Consider the following 21179-nt stretch of genomic DNA (forward strand, 5'->3'; position numbering starts at 1 on the left):
TCCATTACCCGGCATTAATGGCTTATTTCAGCTTTGACTGCGCCCAGATAATGCCGCTGGCGTATTCCGGTGGCAGCAGGGGGATAAGCGCCTCCAGCGTCGCGCTAAGACGTGCAGTATCGCTGTCGCTCAGGTTCAGATGACCCACCTTACGACCTTCACGCACTTCTTTGTCATACCAGTGCAGGTGTACCAGCGGCAGCTTCAGCCAGTCGTAGTTCAGGTCGCTACCAATCAGGTTTACCATCACCGAAGGATTATTCACCACCGGAGTCGGTAATGGCAGGCTGGTAATGGCGCGCAGGTGCAGCTCAAACTGGCTGATGCTGGCGCCGTTTTGCGTCCAGTGCCCGCTGTTGTGCACGCGAGGCGCCAGTTCGTTGATCAACAGACCTTCCGGGGTGATGAAACACTCCATCGCCATCACGCCGACATACCCCAGTTCCTGCATGATGGCAGAGAGCATCGCTTCGGCCTGTTCTTGCTGTCTGGCGTTAGCCTGCGGGAAGACCACGCTGGTGCGCAGAATACCGTCCTGGTGCAGGTTATGGGTCAGCGGATAGAAGACGGTGCTGCCGTCGTGCGCACGAGCGCCTACCAGCGACACTTCACCAGAGAAATTGATTCCCTGCTCGACAATACACTCGCCGTAGCAATCATCCGGCAGTTGTTCGGTTTCATTGGCGCGTAAACGCCACTGTCCACGACCGTCGTAGCCGCCGACGCGACGCTTGACGATAGCCAGCGCGCCCAGTTTGTCGAATACCGCAGGCCACTCGCTTTTATCCGCCAACAGTTGCCACGGCGCAGTTGCCAGGCCGAGCTTGTCGAAAAGCTGCTTTTGCGTGAGACGGTCGGCAATAATCGGGAAAACGTCGCGGTTAACAAACGCCGGGTGGCGCGCCAGTTCGCGGGTTAACGCGGTTTCCGGCCAGCGCTCGATCTCAGCGGTAATGACGCTTTGCTGAAAGGGGACGGCGGCGGGCTCTGCATCCAGTCCGACGGGCCAGACCGCAATGCCCAGCGGCTCGCCGGCCTGACGCAACATGCGCCCTAACTGACCGTTACCGAGTACGCAGACCTGCTTCATGCCGCACCTCGCGGGTCCGGGTTCTCCAGTACCTCATCGGTTTGCGCTTTACGCCAGTCGCTCAGACGCTGATGTAATGCTTTGTCGTGTGTTGCCAGAATTTGTGCTGCCAGCAGGGCCGCATTGGCCGCACCCGCTTTGCCGATCGCCAGTGTTCCAACGGGAATACCGCGAGGCATTTGAACAATGGAGTAGAGGCTATCTACACCGCTCAACGCTGCGCTTTGCACCGGAACGCCTAAAACAGGCACCAGCGTTTTCGCCGCAATCATGCCAGGCAAATGCGCTGCGCCGCCAGCACCGGCAATAATCACCTGATAACCGTTTTCTTCAGCGCTTTCGGCGAAGCTGAACAGTTTATCAGGGGTACGGTGAGCGGAGACGACTTCAACATGATGCGGAACGTCCAGCATTTCGAAGATTTCGGCGGCGAACTGCATGGTAGCCCAGTCGCTTTTGGACCCCATCACGATGGCGACACGCGCCGGATTATTGCGGGAAGACATGCGTCTGAAAACTCCTGTGGTGCACTACACTCGACTTTTGAGGCCACCGAGAATAGCATAATTAACCTTCAAGGAAAACGATTGCGTCTATTCTGCGGCAGGTGTTTTTAAGCAGGAATTAAAAGGGAAAAGCGATCAGTTCAACGTCGTCAGGTGTGACTTTCACCATTGAGCCTTCGGTATGCCAGGCACCTAACACCACGCGGAAAGCGGGTTGCGCATTGGCCGTTACTTCGTGGACAGCAGGACGGTGTGTATGTCCGTGAATTAACCACTGGACCTGATGTTTTTCCATCTCGTTAATCACGGCCTGCGGATTCACATCCATGATTTCCAGCGATTTACTGCTGTTGGCGGCTTTACTGTTGGCACGCATTTTTGCGGCAATGCGCTGGCGAACAAACAGGGGCAGGGCGAGAAACAGCTTCTGTAGCCAGGATTGATGTACTTTGGCGCGAAATGCCTGATAGCCAGCGTCGTCGGTGCACAAGGTGTCGCCATGCATGATCAGTACCTTGCGACCATACAGGTTGAGCACTTTTTCCTGAGGTAACAGGGTCATGCCGCTCTCACGGGCAAAACGCTTGCCGATCAGAAAATCACGGTTGCCGTGAATAAAAAAGCAGGGAACGCCGGAATCCGTCAGCGCTTTTATCGCTGCGGCCATTTCACGATGTAGGGGATTGGGATCGTCATCGCCTATCCAGGCCTCAAACAGATCGCCAAGAATGTACAGCGCATCAGCCTTTCGTGCATCGCCGGCTAAAAAACGCAGAAAACCGGCGGTGATCGCCGGTTCTTCCGTGCAGAGATGAAGATCTGCAATAAACAGTGTTGTCACGATTACTCGCTGACGGTCACGTTTTCGATGATAACGTCTTCTTTTGGTACGTCCTGATGCATACCGCTGCGACCGGTGGAAACGCCTTTGATTTTATCAACGACATCCATACCTTCGACAACTTCAGCGAACACACAGTAACCCCAGCCCTGCATGCTTTCGCCGGAGAAGTTCAGGAAGTCGTTGTCGGCAACGTTGATGAAAAACTGAGCAGTCGCGGAGTGCGGAGCCTGAGTACGCGCCATTGCCAGCGTTCCACGGGTGTTTTTCAGACCGTTGTTGGCTTCGTTTTTGATAGCCTCTTTCGTGGCTTTTTGCTTCATGCCCGGCTCAAAACCGCCGCCCTGGATCATGAAACCATTAATAACACGGTGGAAAATGGTGTTGTTGTAAAAACCTTCGCGGCAGTAGTCCAGGAAGTTTTTAACTGTTTCAGGCGCTTTATCATCAAACGTTTTGATTACGATATCGCCGTGATTAGTGTGGAAAGTAACCATTTTTGCATCCTGTTCCGATAGAGTGGTGCTTCGACCCTGGTCAGGGTCACATGATAGGGGCTTGTTATAGCATAACCGCAAGGTTCGATCACCTTGCAAAGTGTGCTGCTTCGGGGCCAATTTATAGGTATTATAGGGCTTTGTTATCCACACACGTCTACACGGAATCTTCGATGTTAAAAATCTTTAATACACTGACGCGCCAAAAAGAGGAATTCAAACCCATTCATGCCGGGGAAGTCGGCATGTACGTGTGTGGCATCACCGTTTACGATCTCTGTCATATTGGACACGGGCGTACCTTTGTTTCTTTCGACGTTGTTGCCCGTTATCTGCGTTTCCTCGGCTACAAGCTGAAGTATGTGCGCAACATTACCGATATCGACGACAAAATCATTAAGCGCGCGAATGAAAATGGCGAGAGCTTTGTGGCGCTGGTTGATCGCATGATTGCGGAAATGCACAACGATTTCGATGCGCTGAATATTCTGCGCCCGGATCTTGAACCGCGCGCGACGCACCATATCGCCGAGATTATCGAAATCACCGAACAGCTGATTGCCAAAGGTCACGCTTACGTTGCTGATAACGGTGACGTGATGTTTGACGTGCCGACTGACCCGAACTACGGTCAACTGTCCCGCCAGGATCTGGATCAGCTGCAGGCGGGTGCGCGTGTTGATGTGGTTGATGTGAAGCGCAACCCGATGGACTTTGTGCTGTGGAAGATGTCCAAAGAGGGTGAGCCGAGCTGGCCGTCTCCATGGGGCGCAGGTCGTCCTGGCTGGCACATTGAATGTTCTGCGATGAACTGCAAACAGCTGGGTAATCATTTCGATATTCACGGCGGCGGCTCCGACCTGATGTTCCCGCACCATGAAAACGAAATTGCTCAGTCCACCTGTGCGCATGACGGTGAATACGTTAATTACTGGATGCACTCCGGGATGGTGATGGTTGACCGTGAGAAAATGTCCAAATCGCTGGGCAACTTCTTTACCGTGCGCGACGTGCTGAAATACTACGACGCCGAAACCATTCGCTACTTCCTGATGTCCGGCCATTATCGCAGCCAGTTGAACTACAGCGAAGAGAACCTGAAACAGGCACGCTCTGCGCTGGAGCGTCTGTACACCGCGCTGCGCGGCACTGACAAGTCCGTTGCTCCAGCCGGTGGCGAAGCCTTTGAAGCGCGCTTCATTGAAGCGATGAATGACGACTTCAACACGCCGGAAGCCTACTCCGTGCTGTTTGATATGGCGCGTGAGGTTAACCGTCTGAAGGGCGAAGATATGGCGGCAGCTAACGCTATGGCTGCGCATCTGCGTAAGCTGTCCGGCGTGCTGGGCCTGCTGGAACAGGAGCCAGAAGCCTTCCTGCAAAGCGGTGCGCAGGCGGATGATGGTGAAGTTGCTGAAATTGAAGCGTTAATCCAACAACGTCTGGATGCCCGTAAGGCGAAAGACTGGGCGGCAGCTGACGCCGCGCGCGATCGTCTCAACGAGATGGGCATCGTGCTGGAAGACGGTCCGCAGGGCACCACCTGGCGTCGTAAGTAAATCTCTATATTGCCGGATGGCGGCTAGTGCCTTATCCGGCCTACGATGGAATGATCGGTAGGCCTGATAAGCGTAGCGCCATCAGGCACTATTAATGACGTCTGTACCACCACAACACACCCATCATGACGGCTCCCGGCAGCCATACCCACATTAGCTCCGAAAGAATAACCTGATGCCCGTACGGCGTGGCGTAGCGTGATAGCGCAAACGGGGCGACCTTAATGACCTGCCACGGTGCGAAGAAGCGTTCATCTGACCACGGCCACAGCCAGCCGACGCCTTTTCCCCCGGTAGTGACAGAATCCAGCAGGCTGTGCGACAGCAGTGAAACCGTCAGGAATAACCAGCAGCGAATCAATCCCGCCTTAAACCATCGTCTGCCAATCAAAACACAGAGTAGTGGCACGACAAAGGCGAACAGCAGCGAGTGGGTAAAACCACGGTGACCAAATACGTTGCCGTAGGCGATGCCAAGCTTAAACGACAACACGTCGGCATCCGGCAACATAGCCAGAATGACGCCAGTAAACAGTAAGCGCGGGGGGATGACTTTAAGCCCGAGACCTAACCCTAAGCAGAGTGGCACGGCCGCGTGGGTAACAATTGTTGGCATGATGATCGCTTCGTATGGAAAAACGACATGCTAACAATTCACTGTGAAGTGGTGATGAAGTGATTATCTGAAAATGAGAGAGGAAGTGGCCGGACAGGGGGTTAGCCTCATCCGGCACCGGGGATCACGCCACGACGGTAATACTTTGGCCTTCAAAGCTTACGGTCTGTCCGGCAACGATTTTGCAGCGCTTACGCGTTTCTACTACACCATCGACCTTCACCAACCCTTCGCCAATGGCGATTTTTGCCTGGGCGCCACTTTCGCTCCAGCCTTCCAGCTTCAGCAGATCGCAGAGTTCAACATGTGGGTGTTTACCCAGTGAAAATGTGGCCATCTTAAACGTCCTTTACATCATGATATTCAACACACGCCTGCAGCGTGTTTTCGATAAGCGTGGCGACGGTCATAGGGCCAACGCCTCCCGGCACTGGCGTGATATATGACGCGCGTGCGGCAGCATCCTCAAAGACCACATCGCCAACAACCTTACCATTCTCCAGACGGTTGATGCCGACATCAATCACAATCGCACCTTCTTTAATCCACTCACCGGGAATAAAGCCTGGTTTACCGACGGCGACGATCAGCAGGTCAGCATGCTCAACGTGGCGACGCAGATCTTTGGTGAACCGGTGGGTAACGGTGGTGGTGCAGCCAGCCAGCAGCAGTTCCATGCTCATCGGGCGACCAACAATATTGGAGGCGCCAATCACCACGGCGTTCAGGCCATACGTGTCGATGTTGTAGCGTTCAAGCAGGGTCACGATACCGCGTGGGGTACATGGACGCAGGCGCGGCGCGCGTTGGCACAGGCGACCGACGTTATACGGGTGGAAACCGTCAACGTCTTTATCCGGTGCAATACGCTCCAGCACTTTGACGTTGTCGATACCCGCCGGCAACGGCAGTTGTACCAGGATACCATCGATGGTGGCATCTGCATTGAGCGTATCGATCAGCTCAAGAAGTTCCGCCTCGCTGGTGGTTTCAGGCAGGTCCCAGGAGCGGGAGACAAAACCCACTTCGTCACAAGCTTTGCGTTTACTTGCCACGTAAATCTGCGAAGCCGGGTTGCTACCTACCAGCACAACAGCCAGTCCTGGGGCGCGTAATCCAGCCGCTAAACGCGCCTGAACTTTTTGAGCAACCTCAGAGCGCACCTGCTGCGCAATCGTTTTACCGTCAATAATCTTTGCTGCCATCAGAGAGAGGATTCCGTCTGTTACGTTAAGTCGAAGGGGATGTCACTATTTTGTCAGAAGCGGGGCGTGCTGTCAGTTTTCGTTTGCGTTTTTACGTGCGGTGGAGTGTTTCGCATAGCCCGTGAGCGCGGCAACAGGTGTTGGACGTTGGTACGTAATTCATAAGCATGCTAACGAAACTTAACCTAAATGAAACAACTCATCACCCTGCTATTTTCATGGGTAATATCTCAGAAACCAGACTGTTACGTCTTGTTATGGCCGTTTTTGCCTCATTTCCATCCGGAATTTTCTTAGAGTCCAATAAGAATAAGCCAGGGTCATTAAAAGGAATTGCAGGTATTTTTCATTAATTGAAATGTTTAATTTATCCCGGTGACGAATTGTCATATTCGTGAAGATTAATTAGTGAATCAAATACTCAGGAGAGTGGGAGTACACGTTTCGCTAATTCTCTCTCGATATATATCTTTACAGGATGCAGAGATAATTTGCCTGACATTTAATGTCGATAATGATTCAAACGGATCCCGCAGGACGCTGGAGCCGGATGTGTGTAATTCAAGGGAAATCCATGAAACGTAAATTAATGACCTCTTCTGTTTTTGCCAGCATGATGTTAATGGCGGGCGCAGCGGTGGCGGCAGATCCGGTAAGCGTGAGCGGCGGTACGGTTCACTTTGAAGGTGAACTGGTCAATGCAGCCTGTGCAGTGAGCACTCAGTCAGCCGACCAGGTTGTCACATTAGGCCAATATCGTACCGCCAGCTTCACCGCAGTCGGTGACACCACGGCGCAAATTCCGTTTTCCATAGTGCTGAACGACTGTGACCCGAAAGTTGCTGCGACTGCTGCTGTTGCTTTCTCGGGCCAGACGGACCTCACCAACAACAGCCTGTTGGCTCTCTCCTCTTCGGATAACAGCACCACAGCGGGCGGCGTAGGGATCGAAATCCTGGACAACACCTCTACCGCACTGAAGCCAGATGGCGCGACCTTCTCAACCGCTCAGGCGCTGGTGGAAGGCACCAACACCCTGCGTTTCTCCGCGCGTTATAAAGCCACAGCAACCAGCGCCACGCCGGGTCAGGCAAATGCGGATGCGACCTTCATCATGAAGTACGAATAAGCCGTTTGATTCTTGCAGGGAAGACTACCGCCTCATGGGATGAGGCACTATCCGGGGATGATGAAGGATGTGGCAGATGATAGGGAAAGGCGTAGCGCTGGCGGGAATGGTCTGCGTAATGCCGGCGTTTGCTCACACCGTGATACTGGAAAGTGGCCGTCTTCATTTACGTGGGCAACTGGTTAATGGTGCCTGTACGGTTGCCACAGACAGCCAGAGCTTACGGGTGCAGATGGGGCAGTACCGCACTAACGCGTTTTCCGGGACGGGAAGTTTTGCTTCTACCAGCGTACCGTTTTCGCTGCGACTAACGTCGTGCAGTGCTGATGTTTATGACCATGTGGGGATTGCCTTTGCGGGCGTTACGCCAGCCGAAGATCCACAGGTCTTTCTTGCCAGCGGCGATGCGTCTGCGGTTTCGGGTATTGGTCTGGCGTTGTTTGATGAGCGACAGCGACAAATAATTCCGAATGCGCTGCCGCTTCATTATGCCCCGATTTTAACGCAAGAGATGACGTTTCATTTCACTGCTCGCTATCGGGCTGTCTCGGAATATATAACGCCGGGAACGCTTCGTTCAGATGTGTGGTTTACGTTGGTGTATCCCTGATTTATTTCCTAACGATAATCACGCCAAAGGTATTTGTAGCTATGTTTAATTATCTAAAATCAGGCTTTATCATTTTACTGGCCTTATTTTCTGCCACCAGTGTGCAGGCATCTGGTGGAATTGCATTAGGTGCAACTCGCGTTATTTATCCTGCCGAGGCTAAACAAACGTCCCTCGCCATTAGTAATAGTGATACCAAAGAACGTTTCCTGATTAATTCATGGATAGAGAACAGCGCAGGCGTCAAAGATAAATCGTTTGTGGTCACACCGCCGCTGTTTGTCAGTGAACCTAAAAGTGAAAACACGCTGCGTATCATCTACGCGGGCGAGCCGCTGCCCAAAGACCGTGAATCGCTGTTCTGGATGAATGTGAAGGCTATTCCGTCGGTCAATAAAAATAGCCTTGAGGGGAAAAACGTTCTGCAACTGGCGATTTTGTCGCGCATCAAACTCTTTGTCCGCCCAAATAATCTGCCACAAATCGCGGAAGATGCGCCAGGCATGCTGCAGTTTTCCCGTACCGGCAACCACCTGAAAATCACCAACCCGTCAGCGTATTACGTCACGCTGGTCAATCTCAATGTCGGAAATACGAAGATTGATAACGTTATGGTTGCGCCAAAAAATGACACGCAGGTCCTGTTGCCGACTGGCGTTCAGGGAAACGTTACGTTCCAGACGGTGAACGATTATGGCGCAGTCACCACCGCTAAAACGGTTAGCGTGCGTTGAGAAAACGATGAATAAGACAACGTATTTTCCTGGCCTGTTACCGGGGGTTACGCCACCGCTGGCGGGGGTGGCGTTGTCCACGCTGGCCGCGCTCTTTCCCTCCTTCAGCCAGGGTGAAAGCTATTTCAATCCGGCGTTTTTATCTGCCGATACCGCTACTGTGGCGGATTTGTCTCGTTTCGAAAAAGGGAATCACCAGCCTGAAGGCGTTTATCGTGTGGATATTTGGCGCAATGATGAGTTTGTGGCCACCCAGGATATTCGTTTCGCCACCAGCGCGGGGAAAGCCGGAGAAAAATCCGGCGGGCTGATGCCGTGCTTTGATCTCGACTGGGTTAAACGCCTTGGCGTCAATATCACTGCGTTTCCGGCACTCAGTCAGGATGCGAACAATACCTGTATTAATTTGCCAGAGGCGATTCCTGGTAGCGAAATTGCCTTCGATTTTTCTACACTGCGTTTAAATGTCAGCCTGCCGCAAGCCTCAATGTTGAACAGTGCGCGTGGCTATATTCCGCCAGAGGAGTGGGATGAAGGTATTCCGGCGGCGCTGGTTAACTACAGCTTTACCGGCAGTCGCGGCAGCGATACCGACAGCTATTTCTTAAGCATGTTAAGCGGCCTGAACTATGGCCCATGGCGGCTGAGGAATAACGGTGCATGGAACTACTCGAAAGGTGACGGCTACCATTCGCAAAGCTGGAAAAATATTGGCACATGGCTTCAGCGCGCGATTATTCCGCTGAAGGGTGAGCTGGTGATGGGGGACAGCAACACCGGCAACGACGTTTTTGACAGCATCGGTTTTCGTGGTGCTCGTCTCTATTCGTCCGACAGCATGTATCCCGACAGCTTACAGGGCTATGCGCCAACCGTCCGTGGGATTGCGCGTACCGCAGCGAAACTGACTATTCGCCAGAATGGCTACGTGATTTATCAAAGCTATGTTTCGCCAGGCGCTTTTTCGATAACCGATCTTAACCCCACCTCGTCGAGTGGTGACCTGGACGTAACGGTTGATGAGAAGGACGGCAGTCAACAGCGCTATACGGTGCCGTATTCCACGGTACCTCTGCTCCAGCGTGAAGGACGTTTCAAATATGACGTTGTCGCCGGGGATTTTCGCAGCGGTAATAGCCAGCAGTCTTCGCCATTCTTTTTCCAGGGAACGTTAATTGCCGGGTTACCAGAAGGTTACACCGCATATGGCGGCACGCAGTTAGCTTCACGCTACACCGCACTGGTGTTAGGTACTGGCCGCAACCTGGGTGACTGGGGAGCCGTCTCTGTCGATTTAACGCATGCCCGGAGCCAACTGGCGGATGACAGTACGCATCAGGGGCAATCGCTGCGTTTTCTGTATGCAAAATCACTGAACAACTTCGGTACCAACTTCCAGCTGTTGGGGTACCGCTATTCGACGCGCGGGTTTTATACCCTCGATGATGTGGCGTATCGCAGTATGGAAGGTTACGAGTACGAATATGACAGCGAAGGGAATCGCCACGATGTTCCACAGGTGAAGAGCTACCACAATCTGAGCTACAGCAAAAAGGGACGTTTTCAGATCAACATTTCGCAGAACCTTGGCGATTACGGATCACTCTATGTATCGGGTAGCCAGCAAACGTACTGGAACACCTCAGATACCAATACCTGGTACCAGCTGGGGTATGCCAGCGGCTGGCAGGGGATTAGCTATTCACTCTCCTGGTCATGGAATGAATCGGTCGGGATCTCTGATACCGACCGCATCCTGGCCTTCAATGTGTCTGTACCGTTCAGTCTGCTGACCGGGCGGCGCTACTCGCGTGATAACGCACTCGATCGCACCTACGCCACTTTCAATGCGAACCGTAACAGCAATGGACAAAACAGCTGGCAAAGCGGTATTGGCGGCACGCTGTTAGATGGACGCAATCTCAGCTACAGCGTTAATCAGGGACACAGCAGCTCCAACGGATACAGCGGGAGCGCTAACGCGAACTGGCAGGCGGCCTATGGCACGCTGGGCGTGGGTTACAACTATGACCGTGACCAGCATGACTATAACTGGCAACTCTCCGGTGGCGTCATCGGACATGCGGACGGCATTACGCTCAGCCAACCACTGGGCGATACCAACGTACTGATAAAAGCACCTGGGGCCCAGGGGGTGCGGATAGAAAACCAGACCGGCGTGCAGACCGACTGGCGTGGCTACGCGGTCATGCCGTATGCCACCGTTTATCGTTACAACCGCGTCGCGCTGGATACCAATTCAATGAATAACAACACCGATGTGGAAAATAACGTTAGCAGCGTCGTGCCCACGCAGGGGGCACTGGTACGTGCGGCGTTTGATACACGCATTGGCGTGCGGGCGCTTATCACGGTTAACCGGGATGGAAAACCGGTGCCATTTGGGTCGGTGGTTCGCGAAACCACGAGCGGCGTCACCAGCATGGTCGGTGAGGATGGACAAATTTATCTGAGTGGTCTGCCGCTCAAAGGCAACTTGTTGATCCAATGGGGTGAAGGCGCAAACGCACGCTGTGAAGCGCACTATACCTTGCCTGAAGAGAGCCTGAAACAGGCTGTAACGCTCACCAACGTGATGTGCCAACGACCGTCGGCACGACAGGGATAATATGATGAAACGACAAACCGGTTTGCTACTGGGAAGCGCTTTAATGCTTATAGCTAATACGTCATGGGCGACGGTCTGCCATAACTCGAACGGAACGCCAACGGACGTTTATTACGATCTGTCGAATGTGTTTAACAGCAGCAATAACCAACCGGGCCAGGTAGTGACATTGCCTGAAAAGTCAGGCTGGGTTGGGGTGAATGCAACCTGCCCGGCAGGGACGACGGTGAATTACACCTACCGAAGTTATGTGACAGAACTCCCCGTGCAAAGTACGGAAAATAACTTTCAGTATCTGAAACTCAATGATTACCTGTTGGGGGCCATGAGTATTACCGATAGCTACGCGGGGTTGTTTTATCCTCCACGTAATTATATCCGCATGGGGAATCACCCAAACGTTTCCAAACAGCAGCCTTTTGGCGTGATGGATTCGAAGCTGGTGTTTAAATTAAAAGTGATTCGTTCATTTATCAACATGGTGCCGATCCCGCGACAGACGATGTTCAGCGTCTATGTCACTACCAGTACGGGAGATGCGCTGAGTACGCCGGTTTACACCATAAGCTACAGCGGCAAGGTGGAAGTTCCACAAAACTGCGAGGTGAATGCCGGGCAAATCGTGGAGTTTGATTTTGGCGATATTGGTGCCTCGCTGTTCAGCAAGGCGGGAGCCGGTAACCGGCCCGAAGGTATCAATACGCAAACGAAAACGGTCGCCATAAAATGTACAAATGTTGCCGCGCAAGCTTATCTGACCATGCGGGTCGAGGCCGAAAAAGCGTCCGGGCAAATGATGATATCGGACAACCCGGATTTAGGTTTTATCGTGGCCGACAGCAGCGGTAAACCGCTGACACCCAACAATCTGTCCAGCACCATTCCCTTTCAGTTGGATGATAACGCTGCCGCGCGGGTTGGCATTAGAGCATGGCCAGTCAGCGTGACGGGCAATAAACCAGCGGAAGGGCCTTTCACCGCCCGTGGCTATCTGCGAGTTGATTATGAATAAGCAGAAAACAATGAGACGCCGTGCACTTTTCGTATTGATATCAGCAGTGTCAGCCAGTTCACTATGCCAGGCGGATACCTCGCTGGGTGAGATTAATATCGAACTGCACGGTAATATTGTGGACTTTACCTGTGCGGTTATTGCCAGTGACAATAATAAGTTGGTTGAACTAGGCACCTGGCCAACAAAACAATTAAAGACCACCGGGGATACGACCCAACCGGTTCCCTTCACGTTGAAACTTGAAGGCTGCCCGCCGGGGTCGGCCTCGATAACCTTTTCCGGCACGCCGGCAGCGGGTACCACGTTGTTGGCGCTGGACGATGCCGTGATGGCACAAAAGGTCGCGATTGAATTGCACGATAGCGACCGTACGCGATTACCGCTTGAACAAGCCAGCCAGACAGTAAGTATTGATGAAAATGGCAACGCTATGCTGACTTTTTTTGCCAACTATATTGCGCTGGCAGATGGCGTTCAACCGGGGATCGCGAAAGCAGATGCTACGTTTATGATTAACTACAATTGACATCATGCGCTGATAACGCACTCCCGAACGACGCCTCGCCGGGAGTGCGATCACATTAATTCATGCATCTTTGCATAATCAATTAGCTCAACAATGGTATGTAGTCCGAGCTTGGAATAGATGTTAGCTTTGTGAGCGCTGATTGTTTTATTACTCAATAAAAGTTGCTCAGCAATTTCTTTATTAGATAACCCATTCGCCAGATAACGTAAAACCGTTACCTCGCGGTTCGATAACGGCATGTCATTCAGCACACCTTTACGTATATTAATATTATTAATAAAGTTAAGCGTGTCTGAAGGGAAAAATGAATATCCTGATAAAATCATTTTCACCGCGTTATAGATATCATTGAGATCCTTTCGTTTGCTGACGAAGCCATTGGCACCGGCACGGATCGCCCGTCCGGCATAAAATGATTCAGACTTTGAGGATAGAAACAGTACCCGAGTTTTTTCCTGCAGAGATTTTATTCTCTTGAGTAATGTAAACCCATCGGAGCCAGGTAGTTCAATATCCAGAATGACCAGATCGACTGGATAAGTCCGTAGATGATCTATTGCTGCGCGGCTGTCATCGGTTTCCAGAACAACCTGAATATTACTATTCTTTTCGAGCAGTACTTCTATCGACATTCTGACAATAGGGTGTTCGTCCATAATGATAACGGATGCTGGTTTCATTGTTGTATGCCTCAAACTGTTTGTGTATCTTGCGATTTTGATAAAACATCAGGCGTTATAATATTGTCAAATAGCCAAGGATTGCTCTGGAAGAAGAACCGAATAAATATTATGTCATCCTTGTTTATTCGGTTGTTCTACGTCAGAACAATGAGTTTGTGGAATATCCATTTCACACCAGGGAAAACTTACAATTAATCAGAAAACAGTGAGGATTATACCTGCTCTGCACTTTCGGAAAAGGCTTACAGCACGTAAGTTCATAATGTCTGTTAGGATATCCTGAAAGATCAGGGCATGGTAATGACTATTGATATTAATCTCCTGCTGTTTGAATTATGGCAGATTGAAAAAATTTTTTAAATAGTAAAAACGACACAATGGACTAATTGTTTAGGTTTTGTTAAGGCGGCGAGGCAATTCTTTTTTGTCGAAATGTACTGAATCTGTCAGCTAAAGCAGGATACCTGCGCGACATATAATACCAGGAATAGTTGTAAATATTAAATGTTTGTAAAAATCACATTCGTTTTCTCAGTTGAAAATAAGTAATTTCCTATAAATTCTTATATCACAGAGGGTTAGGGTGTTAAATTAAATGGGGATAGGTAACGCTGAGGCGATGTATCAGATGCAAAAAACGCTGACGATGTGGCAACCCCAGCAGCGTGATCAGTTGGTTCAGGCGATAGATAACGCGGTGATAGGGTTGAGCCTGCAGCAGAGCAATCTTCTTTAACGATTTACCTTGTGACAGTAATGAGATCATCTCCCAGTCGGCCTGATTTATGTGCCCGGAGTGAATATGGTCCGGCGGCATAGATAATAAAGCATGGCGCATCTCCGGGAGGCGCTGACGGCGCGACAGGATATAGAATGGCCCAGCCATCGCAATAAAGTGCCTGAGCGCTTCGTGGCGACTGGGAAGTAATATGAAAATTTGAATATTATCCTGTTCTTTAATGAGTCGGCGAAGATATTCCAGAACATCGAAATATGAGCTTGATGCACCATCCATATCAACCACTAACTGACTCGCTTCAGACTCTTTCAACAGTGGCAGGGCCGATTCAATCGTCTGGAAGATGGCCGTGTGTGTACCAGAAAATAAATAGCGATTTAACGTATAGCCGAGATAGTTGTCTGTTGTGATAATCGCTTGAGATATTGTGTCGCCCGGTAATGTGTAATCAAGTTTTTGAGCCAGATACTCAATTCTGTCAAATTCCTGCGGCGCACAGTGATCATATTGCCAGGTACAGTGGGTGTTTCGTAAACGGCGATGCCGTTCCCGGCGTTTTACACTGCGCATCCTTCCTTTTTCCCTGTCCGTATCTATTGCGCCTGCTCTGGATAAATGGCTGGCCACAAATATCCCTGACCCAAATTTGCGCCAGCGCGCAGGGCAATTTCCTGCTGTTTTTGCGTTTCAATTCCTTCAACTACCACCAGGCTGGCGATTGCGCGCCCCATCTGAATAACCTGGCGGAGTTTTTCCGGCACATGACTGAGTGTCCAGAACGTATTTTTATCTAACTTCACCCCTGACAAATGCCAGTTGGCTGCGGTGAATGTGCCAAGCAGTTCCTCATTGACGTCATCCAGCCATATTGGGATACCATGGTCTTCAAGATGTTGAATTACGCCATAGACGATCGCCCGCTGGGGTGTACTTAAAGAATAAAACGTATTTGGATCTTGTATTTCGATAATCAAGCTGGACGGAGAGGGCGTAATCAGGGAATGGAATAGCGGCCAACTCAGAAAGGCTTGCATCGGTAAATTCAGTGAGTAGCGCAGTCCCTGTTGGTAGCACTTAATTTTGTCAATTTGCTGATAAAACAGATGCTGTCGATGCTGAACCGACAGTTGGTGAAAATATTTCTCACTGTTTATATTGGCGGGAAGATGTGTGAGGACCTCACAACCGTATCTCAACGCGGTAGACAAATCGACAATGGGCTCGAATTTAAGTGCGAATTGCAGGGGTTCTGCATCGCTGTTTTTGGCGGTAAAGACCGAGTACTCAGATTTATCATTCCATAATAGCAGGCTCGGTGCCACGATATCCCCCCTGGCGTCAGAGCAAATATTACCGAGTGTGTCTATTTGTTTCCCCGGAAATAATATACATAGGGTATTCTGGCAGCATGCGATTAGGTACAGTAGGTGCCGATACTTAATTGATGATGAGACATTTCTCAATAAAATGCCCGACCGCAAGATTCACTCTACTGTTGCAGAAAACTCAGGTGCGCCCTGATATACCTTAAAAATTGCTGATCATTTTTCACATCCAGCTTTTTCATAATACGGCGGCGAGTTGCTCTGGCCTGGATATCGCTGATGGAGAGAAGATGTGCTGTTTCAGCGAGCGTGTTACCGCTGGCAAGTAGCATTAAAAACTGGCGTTCCTCCACTGAAAAGTGGCGGGTGGTACAGTAATGGCAGATGGTTGCAGGCACACTGTGGCGGAGCGCGCGTTTTTGCAGAATCAGAATCAATTTTTGGGTTATCGCTTCAACATTATCTTCGCGATAGATCAGCGGCAGCATATACAGGCAGGGACGAAACATCAGCTTATCTTTATCGCCTCCGTTGCAGATGATAACCCGATGCTGGCGTCTGGTGTGGACGGGAACCTGATAACATCCTGCGCTGAGCCAATCGTCATCCAGTGAAATAAAGGCGATGTCTGCGCGATCGATATCTTCGGTAGGTAAAAAGCAGATGTCCTGATGCCACTCATTTGCCAGGCGGGAGATGATGATTTTCAGCCCATGTTCGAAATGACTATTTTCTTCCTTGATAGCGATACTTAACATTGACGAGGTCCTGAACAGCAGGGAAGGGGTTGGGGAATGTTAAGCAAAATCATTAATTTTCTAAATACTTGTAACCTTAAATCCCGCATTATGCTGGCTGAGTTATTACCAGGTGATTTCCTGGAACCCCATGAACGACCAGAAAAAAACAACATTCGTACACTTCGTCAGCAACCGGAACAAAAGGCATTGACTCAGCAGGCGCTGACCGTATAATTCACGCGTTTCATCTGCATGAAGTCATCACTTCTCTATGCGCCCTTAGCTCAGTTGGATAGAGCAACGGCCTTCTAAGCCGTAGGTCGTAGGTTCGAATCCTACAGGGCGTACCATTTCGATAAAATATCCTCCCGGCAAAGTTTTATTCCAGTAGGCATAACGTCTACATCAGCGGCTCTGAATTTAACTTTTTCTGCAGCGTTTTGGGGATATAAAAACGGGAGCCTGATCGCTCCCGTTTTCCTGTTTTTCTAACCAATATCACCGCACAACAAGTACGGGGCATTTGGCATGACGTACTACGGCAGCGGCGGTTGACCCCAACAGATAGGTGCTGAAACCCGGTTTATGGGATGCAATGACGATCAATTCGGCGTCCACGGCATCTGCCAGTTTAAGGATCTGATCTTTCGGTGGGCCATAAACCACATGGGTCTGCGTTCTGCCGGCGGGGATATTGAATTGCTTAACAATGTCGTCGAGCTTTTCGGTGGCTTTCGCCTGTATACCACTTCTGTCCGGGAACTCGTTGGAGTAGGCAAGCCCGAGTGATGCGTAGAACGGAACGGTAGGAATGACCGCTAAAAAATGGACCTTAGCGGTTTTTGCATGCGCTTCAACCTGCGGAATAACATGGCGAGTTAAATCGGCTTCAGAGATATCAATGGGCACCAGAATAGAGCGATACATATTCACTACCTCCTGTTTGTTTACCTCTGTCCTGAGTGTAGCGAACTTTATTTCTGTATAATAAGTGACCAGATCAAGATTGTGCGCGCATTTTGATATTCATGAATGTTATGTGATGAAGATACAACAACCACAATGGTGATTATTATTCGGCCAGCACAATAACATCTCCTGTCGCGGGGGCTTCTTGTCCTGGTAACCACAAACGTCCCCACGCGCCGGTGCAGTGGCAGCCGAGAAGTTTTTCTGGCTGCTGTTGTTTAATAAATCGTCGGGTTTGCCATAACGTATAGGGCGATGCGCAGCGTAAATGGAAGCCGCCGACCAGGGCATGAATTTTGCTGATGCCCGTTATTTGCTGGCAGTGAGCGACGATATTGGCGATGCCCCGGTGTCCGCAGCCGGTAATGATGACTAATCCACGGTCTGACTTGTAGATCAATACCCCTTCGTCAGTGATGTAGTCGCGTTGGGGAGGATTCTCATTGATGACACCGTAGGCCTGCGGTGCGGATACGGATATTTCTCCTGACCACAGAAAGCGTTCGCTAAGGGGCAAAGGCTCACGGGAGTACGCCATCTGCAGACGAGAGTAATCATTATCGCGCGATAATTTCTTGATTTTACGGGTATATCCTGCAAGCGTGAACGCAGCGTAACGTTCGCAGGCAATGTGTGGATGACAGATTATGCGGCTGTTATCGGGAAGCCACGGGACGCCGCCACAGTGATCATAGTGACCATGTGAGAGCACGACAGCGGTTAACTGAGACAAGTCTACGCCCATTAATGCGGCATTGTGCCTAAAACTGTCATCAGGCCCGGTATCAAATAATATCGTGGTAGTTTCATCCTGAACTAACAGACTTAATCCAGGTTTTGCCCGTAGGACTTTTTCTGCACCGCGGGCGCGCCTGTTTTCAAGTAACACCGTAAGGGTTAAAGCCATGCCTGACTCCAGCGTTAAAGCAGCATACTGTAACGCACGGAATGTAAGAACGCTGTGATCTCAGCGCTCTTTGGGACAGTTCAAATTGACACTAACCACGGGAAAGCGCGCAGGCTATGTTGCTATCCAGGCCCGCACGCGTGTCTTGGTGGAGAGATGGATTACCCTTGCGTTGCTGCCTGTTCGCGATGTTTTTTCGCCTGCAGCTCATGTGAATATGAATGACTGTTATTCATTGACTGATGAACGACCATCGCTTTTTCATGTTCATTCATTTGCGAAAAAGACGGTGCACTAGCCCGCGTGGATTGGCTATTCTGCACCTGTGCTTTATGTGTTTGTGCCATTTGCTGATGGGCAGGTGTATCGCTGTTATTCATCATCTCGTGAGCCATAGCTGCCTGCTGATGCGTTGTGGATGTTTCTGCCGCATTAACGCCAGCTGAGATAAAAAAGGCGATAGCTAAAAAGGAAGATATCTTATTCATCATATTTCTCCAGTGTCGGTTTACAGGAGAATTATAATAATCAGGGGCTGTCAGTGAGGTGACAGGATTATGACGATGATGTCAGAGAATAATAATATTAATATCAGGTTTAATCGATGGCGCATTAGCGCCACCAATAATTATTAAGCGGCATATTTGGGTAATGTCAGAATAAAGCGGGTAGCGCGAGCGTCGGATGTCACGGAGACTTTTCCCTGGTGGGCAATCACAATCGATTTCACTATCGCCAGGCCAATACCGCTACCTTCGCCTTTACGCTGTCGTGAGGGATCGACGCGATAAAACCGGTCAAAGAGTCGTGGCAGATGTTCCGCGGCTATTGGCGTACCAGGATTTTCCACAATAATATGCACGAGATCATCAGCCTCTTTCACTCGCACGGTGACAGATTCGCCTTTGGGCGTATAGCGCATTGCGTTAGAGAGCAGGTTGCTCATTGCCCGGCGTAACATTAACGGGTCGCCAGAAACCCGGCATGTCCGACCTTCAAAGCGCAGGCTGACTTCGCGTTCTTCCGCCCAGGCTTCGAAAAAGTCGAACACTTTACTGACCTCATCCGCAAGATTCAGCGCTGTTTTTTCCGGGATCAACTGATTATTGTCTGCCTGTGCCAAAAACAACATATCACTCACCATCTTCGACATACGCCCAAACTCTTCGAGATTAGAGTAGAGCACATCTTCCAGCTCTTTCGTGCTGCGGGGATGGCTGAGGGCAATTTCTGTTTGCGTGACCAGGTTGGTGATTGGCGTGCGGATTTCGTGAGCAATATCAGCAGAAAAATTGGACTGACGTTTAAACACATCTTCGATTCGTTCGATCATATGATTAAATGACTCGACCAGTTGCTCAAGCTCAATCGGCACGGCCTGCGGGTCCAGGCGAACATCGAGATCTTTAGAGGTGATATTTTGGATGCGCCGACTGACATTACGGATCGGTTCATGACCTTTATAGACGGCGAACAGCACAATAAAAACAATCATCATGCTAATTAACGATGCTGTCATGATCAGTTTGTTTTTCAGATCGTTAATATAGTGCAGATGAAAATCAATCGATAACGCCATAAACAACGTATAGGCCGGTTTTCCGTCTGGCAACTGCCCAATGGGTAAACGAATCATTCGCCAGTTGGAGGACGCGTTTTTCCCGTGCGCATGTTCTGATGTTTGCAGCGTTGGGCCGGAAATTAAAAAGACATTACGGGTATGTGCATTTTTATCCGGCGTTGCCGAGGCGATAAACTGACGAAGATCCGGCGCATTAGGTGAATGGAAAATGGCCCTCTGATTGGCATCTTCCAGAGAAATAATGACGTTAGAATAACCCGAAACTACGTTTTTTAGTGTTTCCAGCCGACGCGATTCCGGTTCGTTCGGGTGGTTAATAATACGCTCCAGCGTCGCGCTGATCTCTTTTAAATCATTGATATCCTGCTCTGCGAAATGGACTTTCACCGAGTGGATCATTATCCATGCGAAAGCGAAAAATGAGGCGATAGTCGCCAGACTGATAAAAAAGGTTAACCGTGTTGCCAGCGAAAAAGGGCGCTGTAATCGTTTAGTTGCCATCCGGCACCTCAAGCATGTACCCCACGCCACGCACGGTCTGAATCAGTTTCGGCTCAAAGTCATTATCGATTTTGGCCCGCAGACGCTTCACGGCGACATCAATCGCATTGGTGTCGCTGTCAAAATTCATATCCCAAACCTGAGAGGCAATCAGCGAACGCGGCAACACTTCTCCCTGATGACGCAGGAAAAATTCAAGCAGCGTAAACTCTTTACTGGTCAGGGTGATGCGTGTGCCGTTGCGGGTGACCTTTCTGCTGACCAGATCGACCATTAAATCCGCGACCTGAAACTGACTTTCGACAATGACCGCGGCTCCCCGTCGCAGCAGCGTTCTGACCCGCGCCAGCAATTCTGCAAAGGCAAACGGTTTAACCAAATAATCATCAGCCCCCAGCTCCAGACCTTTGACCCGATGCTCAATGGTACCCAGTGCGGTGAGTAGCAGAATGGGCATGCCTTTATTGGCGGTGCGCAGCATCCGCACGATATCCCAGCCGTTTACATCGGGCAGCATGATGTCGAGAATGAGCAGGTCATAATCACCGGTCATTGCCAGGTGATATCCGTTCAGACCGTTGTCCGCCAAATCCACAACAAAACCCGCTTCCGTCAGGCCTTTCGTCAGGTATTCGCCGGTTTTTTTTTCATCTTCGACAATCAAAATCTTCATGACATTCTCCATCACGCACTGGCTGTGCGGATTTTCAATTCTAGAGAAGGCGGATCGGATAGCAATCGGTTATTGGGAAAATGACAGTTTTGTCATTTTC

24 protein-coding genes and 1 tRNA gene are annotated in these 21179 nt (G+C 50.4%); 9 read left to right on the forward strand and 16 right to left on the reverse strand.

What is annotated here, in order from left to right:
* Positions 1 to 22: 22 nt before the first annotated feature.
* The 4 genes from purK to ppiB form a co-directional block, all read right to left on the reverse strand.
* Positions 23 to 1090, reverse strand: a complete 1068-nt coding sequence (purK, locus tag AL515_RS07620; RefSeq protein WP_061067458.1) for a 5-(carboxyamino)imidazole ribonucleotide synthase — start codon at positions 1088 to 1090, stop codon at positions 23 to 25.
* Positions 1087 to 1596, reverse strand: coding sequence for a 5-(carboxyamino)imidazole ribonucleotide mutase (gene purE / locus AL515_RS07625; RefSeq protein ID WP_005125240.1), 510 nt, complete (start codon positions 1594 to 1596; stop codon positions 1087 to 1089). Before purE ends, purK begins: the two co-directional genes overlap by 4 nt.
* A gap of 118 nt (positions 1597 to 1714) precedes the next feature.
* Positions 1715 to 2437 carry a UDP-2,3-diacylglucosamine diphosphatase gene (gene lpxH, locus AL515_RS07635; protein WP_061067459.1) on the reverse strand — a complete coding sequence of 241 codons (723 nt, stop codon included), beginning with the start codon at positions 2435 to 2437 and terminating at the stop codon, positions 1715 to 1717.
* 2 nt (positions 2438 to 2439) lie between these two features.
* A complete protein-coding gene (gene ppiB / locus AL515_RS07640) occupies positions 2440 to 2934 on the reverse strand; it encodes a peptidylprolyl isomerase B (protein ID WP_003021875.1) in 495 nt (164 codons plus the stop codon).
* 173 nt (positions 2935 to 3107) lie between these two features.
* On the opposite strand from ppiB, the gene cysS reads away from it, so the two are divergent.
* A complete protein-coding gene (cysS, locus tag AL515_RS07645) occupies positions 3108 to 4493 on the forward strand; it encodes a cysteine--tRNA ligase (RefSeq protein WP_061067460.1) in 1386 nt (461 codons plus the stop codon).
* 91 nt (positions 4494 to 4584) lie between these two features.
* Here the strand turns inward: cysS and AL515_RS07650 are convergent, their stop codons facing one another.
* The 3 genes from AL515_RS07650 to folD form a co-directional block, all read right to left on the reverse strand.
* The gene (locus AL515_RS07650) at positions 4585 to 5109 is read right to left on the reverse strand and encodes a metal-dependent hydrolase (RefSeq protein ID WP_061067461.1); all 525 of its coding nucleotides are present in this window, start codon (positions 5107 to 5109) and stop codon (positions 4585 to 4587) included.
* A 124-nt stretch (positions 5110 to 5233) separates the two neighbouring features.
* Positions 5234 to 5446, reverse strand: a complete 213-nt coding sequence (gene ybcJ / locus AL515_RS07655) for a ribosome-associated protein YbcJ (RefSeq protein ID WP_048212377.1) — start codon at positions 5444 to 5446, stop codon at positions 5234 to 5236.
* A 1-nt stretch (position 5447) separates the two neighbouring features.
* The gene (folD, locus tag AL515_RS07660; protein ID WP_005122057.1) at positions 5448 to 6314 is read right to left on the reverse strand and encodes a bifunctional methylenetetrahydrofolate dehydrogenase/methenyltetrahydrofolate cyclohydrolase FolD; all 867 of its coding nucleotides are present in this window, start codon (positions 6312 to 6314) and stop codon (positions 5448 to 5450) included.
* Positions 6315 to 6888: 574 nt separating this feature from the next.
* Between folD and fimA the strand changes: the two genes are divergently transcribed.
* From fimA to sfmF, 6 genes are all read left to right on the forward strand, one after another.
* Positions 6889 to 7443, forward strand: coding sequence for a type 1 fimbrial major subunit FimA (fimA, locus tag AL515_RS07665; protein ID WP_005122056.1), 555 nt, complete (start codon positions 6889 to 6891; stop codon positions 7441 to 7443).
* 76 nt (positions 7444 to 7519) lie between these two features.
* The gene (gene fimI, locus AL515_RS07670; protein ID WP_048212376.1) at positions 7520 to 8053 is read left to right on the forward strand and encodes a type 1 fimbrial protein subunit FimI; all 534 of its coding nucleotides are present in this window, start codon (positions 7520 to 7522) and stop codon (positions 8051 to 8053) included.
* Positions 8054 to 8094: 41 nt separating this feature from the next.
* Positions 8095 to 8787: a type 1 fimbria chaperone FimC gene (fimC, locus tag AL515_RS07675; RefSeq protein WP_005122054.1), complete on the forward strand. Its 693-nt coding sequence runs from the start codon at positions 8095 to 8097 to the stop codon at positions 8785 to 8787.
* 7 nt (positions 8788 to 8794) lie between these two features.
* On the forward strand, positions 8795 to 11416 hold the full coding sequence (locus AL515_RS07680; protein WP_061067462.1) for a fimbrial biogenesis usher protein: 2622 nt from the start codon (positions 8795 to 8797) through the stop codon (positions 11414 to 11416).
* A gap of 4 nt (positions 11417 to 11420) precedes the next feature.
* On the forward strand, positions 11421 to 12428 hold the full coding sequence (gene fimH, locus AL515_RS07685) for a type 1 fimbria D-mannose specific adhesin FimH (protein WP_061068803.1): 1008 nt from the start codon (positions 11421 to 11423) through the stop codon (positions 12426 to 12428).
* Positions 12429 to 12438: 10 nt separating this feature from the next.
* Positions 12439 to 12957, forward strand: a complete 519-nt coding sequence (gene sfmF / locus AL515_RS07690; protein ID WP_048212618.1) for a fimbria assembly protein — start codon at positions 12439 to 12441, stop codon at positions 12955 to 12957.
* Between the two features lie 50 nt (positions 12958 to 13007).
* Here sfmF and fimZ read toward each other — a convergent pair whose 3' ends face one another.
* The 4 genes from fimZ to fimW all read right to left on the reverse strand — a co-directional run bounded on the left by fimZ (position 13008) and on the right by fimW (position 16465).
* Positions 13008 to 13640 (reverse strand): fimbria biosynthesis transcriptional regulator FimZ, encoded by a 633-nt coding sequence (gene fimZ / locus AL515_RS07695; RefSeq protein ID WP_005122050.1) that lies wholly within the window; start codon positions 13638 to 13640, stop codon positions 13008 to 13010.
* A 589-nt stretch (positions 13641 to 14229) separates the two neighbouring features.
* Positions 14230 to 14952, reverse strand: a complete 723-nt coding sequence (fimY, locus tag AL515_RS07700; protein WP_061067463.1) for a fimbria biosynthesis regulator FimY — start codon at positions 14950 to 14952, stop codon at positions 14230 to 14232.
* Between the two features lie 23 nt (positions 14953 to 14975).
* On the reverse strand, positions 14976 to 15704 hold the full coding sequence (locus tag AL515_RS07705) for an EAL domain-containing protein (protein WP_075551397.1): 729 nt from the start codon (positions 15702 to 15704) through the stop codon (positions 14976 to 14978).
* Between the two features lie 167 nt (positions 15705 to 15871).
* Complete coding sequence (gene fimW / locus AL515_RS07710; protein ID WP_048212373.1) at positions 15872 to 16465, reverse strand: fimbria biosynthesis transcriptional regulator FimW; 594 nt, start codon at positions 16463 to 16465, stop codon at positions 15872 to 15874.
* Positions 16466 to 16501: 36 nt separating this feature from the next.
* Between fimW and AL515_RS07715 the strand changes: the two genes are divergently transcribed.
* Positions 16502 to 16681 (forward strand): hypothetical protein, encoded by a 180-nt coding sequence (locus AL515_RS07715; RefSeq protein ID WP_040232627.1) that lies wholly within the window; start codon positions 16502 to 16504, stop codon positions 16679 to 16681.
* Positions 16682 to 16720: 39 nt separating this feature from the next.
* Positions 16721 to 16797 (forward strand) — tRNA-Arg (locus AL515_RS07720).
* 148 nt (positions 16798 to 16945) lie between these two features.
* Here AL515_RS07720 and uspF read toward each other — a convergent pair.
* From uspF to cusR, 5 genes are all read right to left on the reverse strand, one after another.
* The gene (gene uspF / locus AL515_RS07725) at positions 16946 to 17374 is read right to left on the reverse strand and encodes a universal stress protein UspF (protein WP_061067464.1); all 429 of its coding nucleotides are present in this window, start codon (positions 17372 to 17374) and stop codon (positions 16946 to 16948) included.
* A gap of 145 nt (positions 17375 to 17519) precedes the next feature.
* Complete coding sequence (locus tag AL515_RS07730; RefSeq protein WP_048212370.1) at positions 17520 to 18323, reverse strand: MBL fold metallo-hydrolase; 804 nt, start codon at positions 18321 to 18323, stop codon at positions 17520 to 17522.
* Between the two features lie 161 nt (positions 18324 to 18484).
* Positions 18485 to 18811, reverse strand: a complete 327-nt coding sequence (locus tag AL515_RS07735; protein WP_061067465.1) for a hypothetical protein — start codon at positions 18809 to 18811, stop codon at positions 18485 to 18487.
* Between the two features lie 143 nt (positions 18812 to 18954).
* Positions 18955 to 20406, reverse strand: coding sequence for a Cu(+)/Ag(+) sensor histidine kinase (locus AL515_RS07740; protein ID WP_061067466.1), 1452 nt, complete (start codon positions 20404 to 20406; stop codon positions 18955 to 18957).
* Complete coding sequence (gene cusR, locus AL515_RS07745) at positions 20396 to 21079, reverse strand: copper response regulator transcription factor CusR (protein WP_048212367.1); 684 nt, start codon at positions 21077 to 21079, stop codon at positions 20396 to 20398. The genes AL515_RS07740 and cusR overlap by 11 nt, the downstream gene beginning before the upstream one ends.
* Positions 21080 to 21179: the final 100 nt, after the last annotated feature.

It is taken from the genome of Citrobacter sp. FDAARGOS_156, from assembly GCF_001559235.2.
Taxonomy (GTDB): Bacteria; Pseudomonadota; Gammaproteobacteria; order Enterobacterales; family Enterobacteriaceae; genus Citrobacter; species Citrobacter youngae.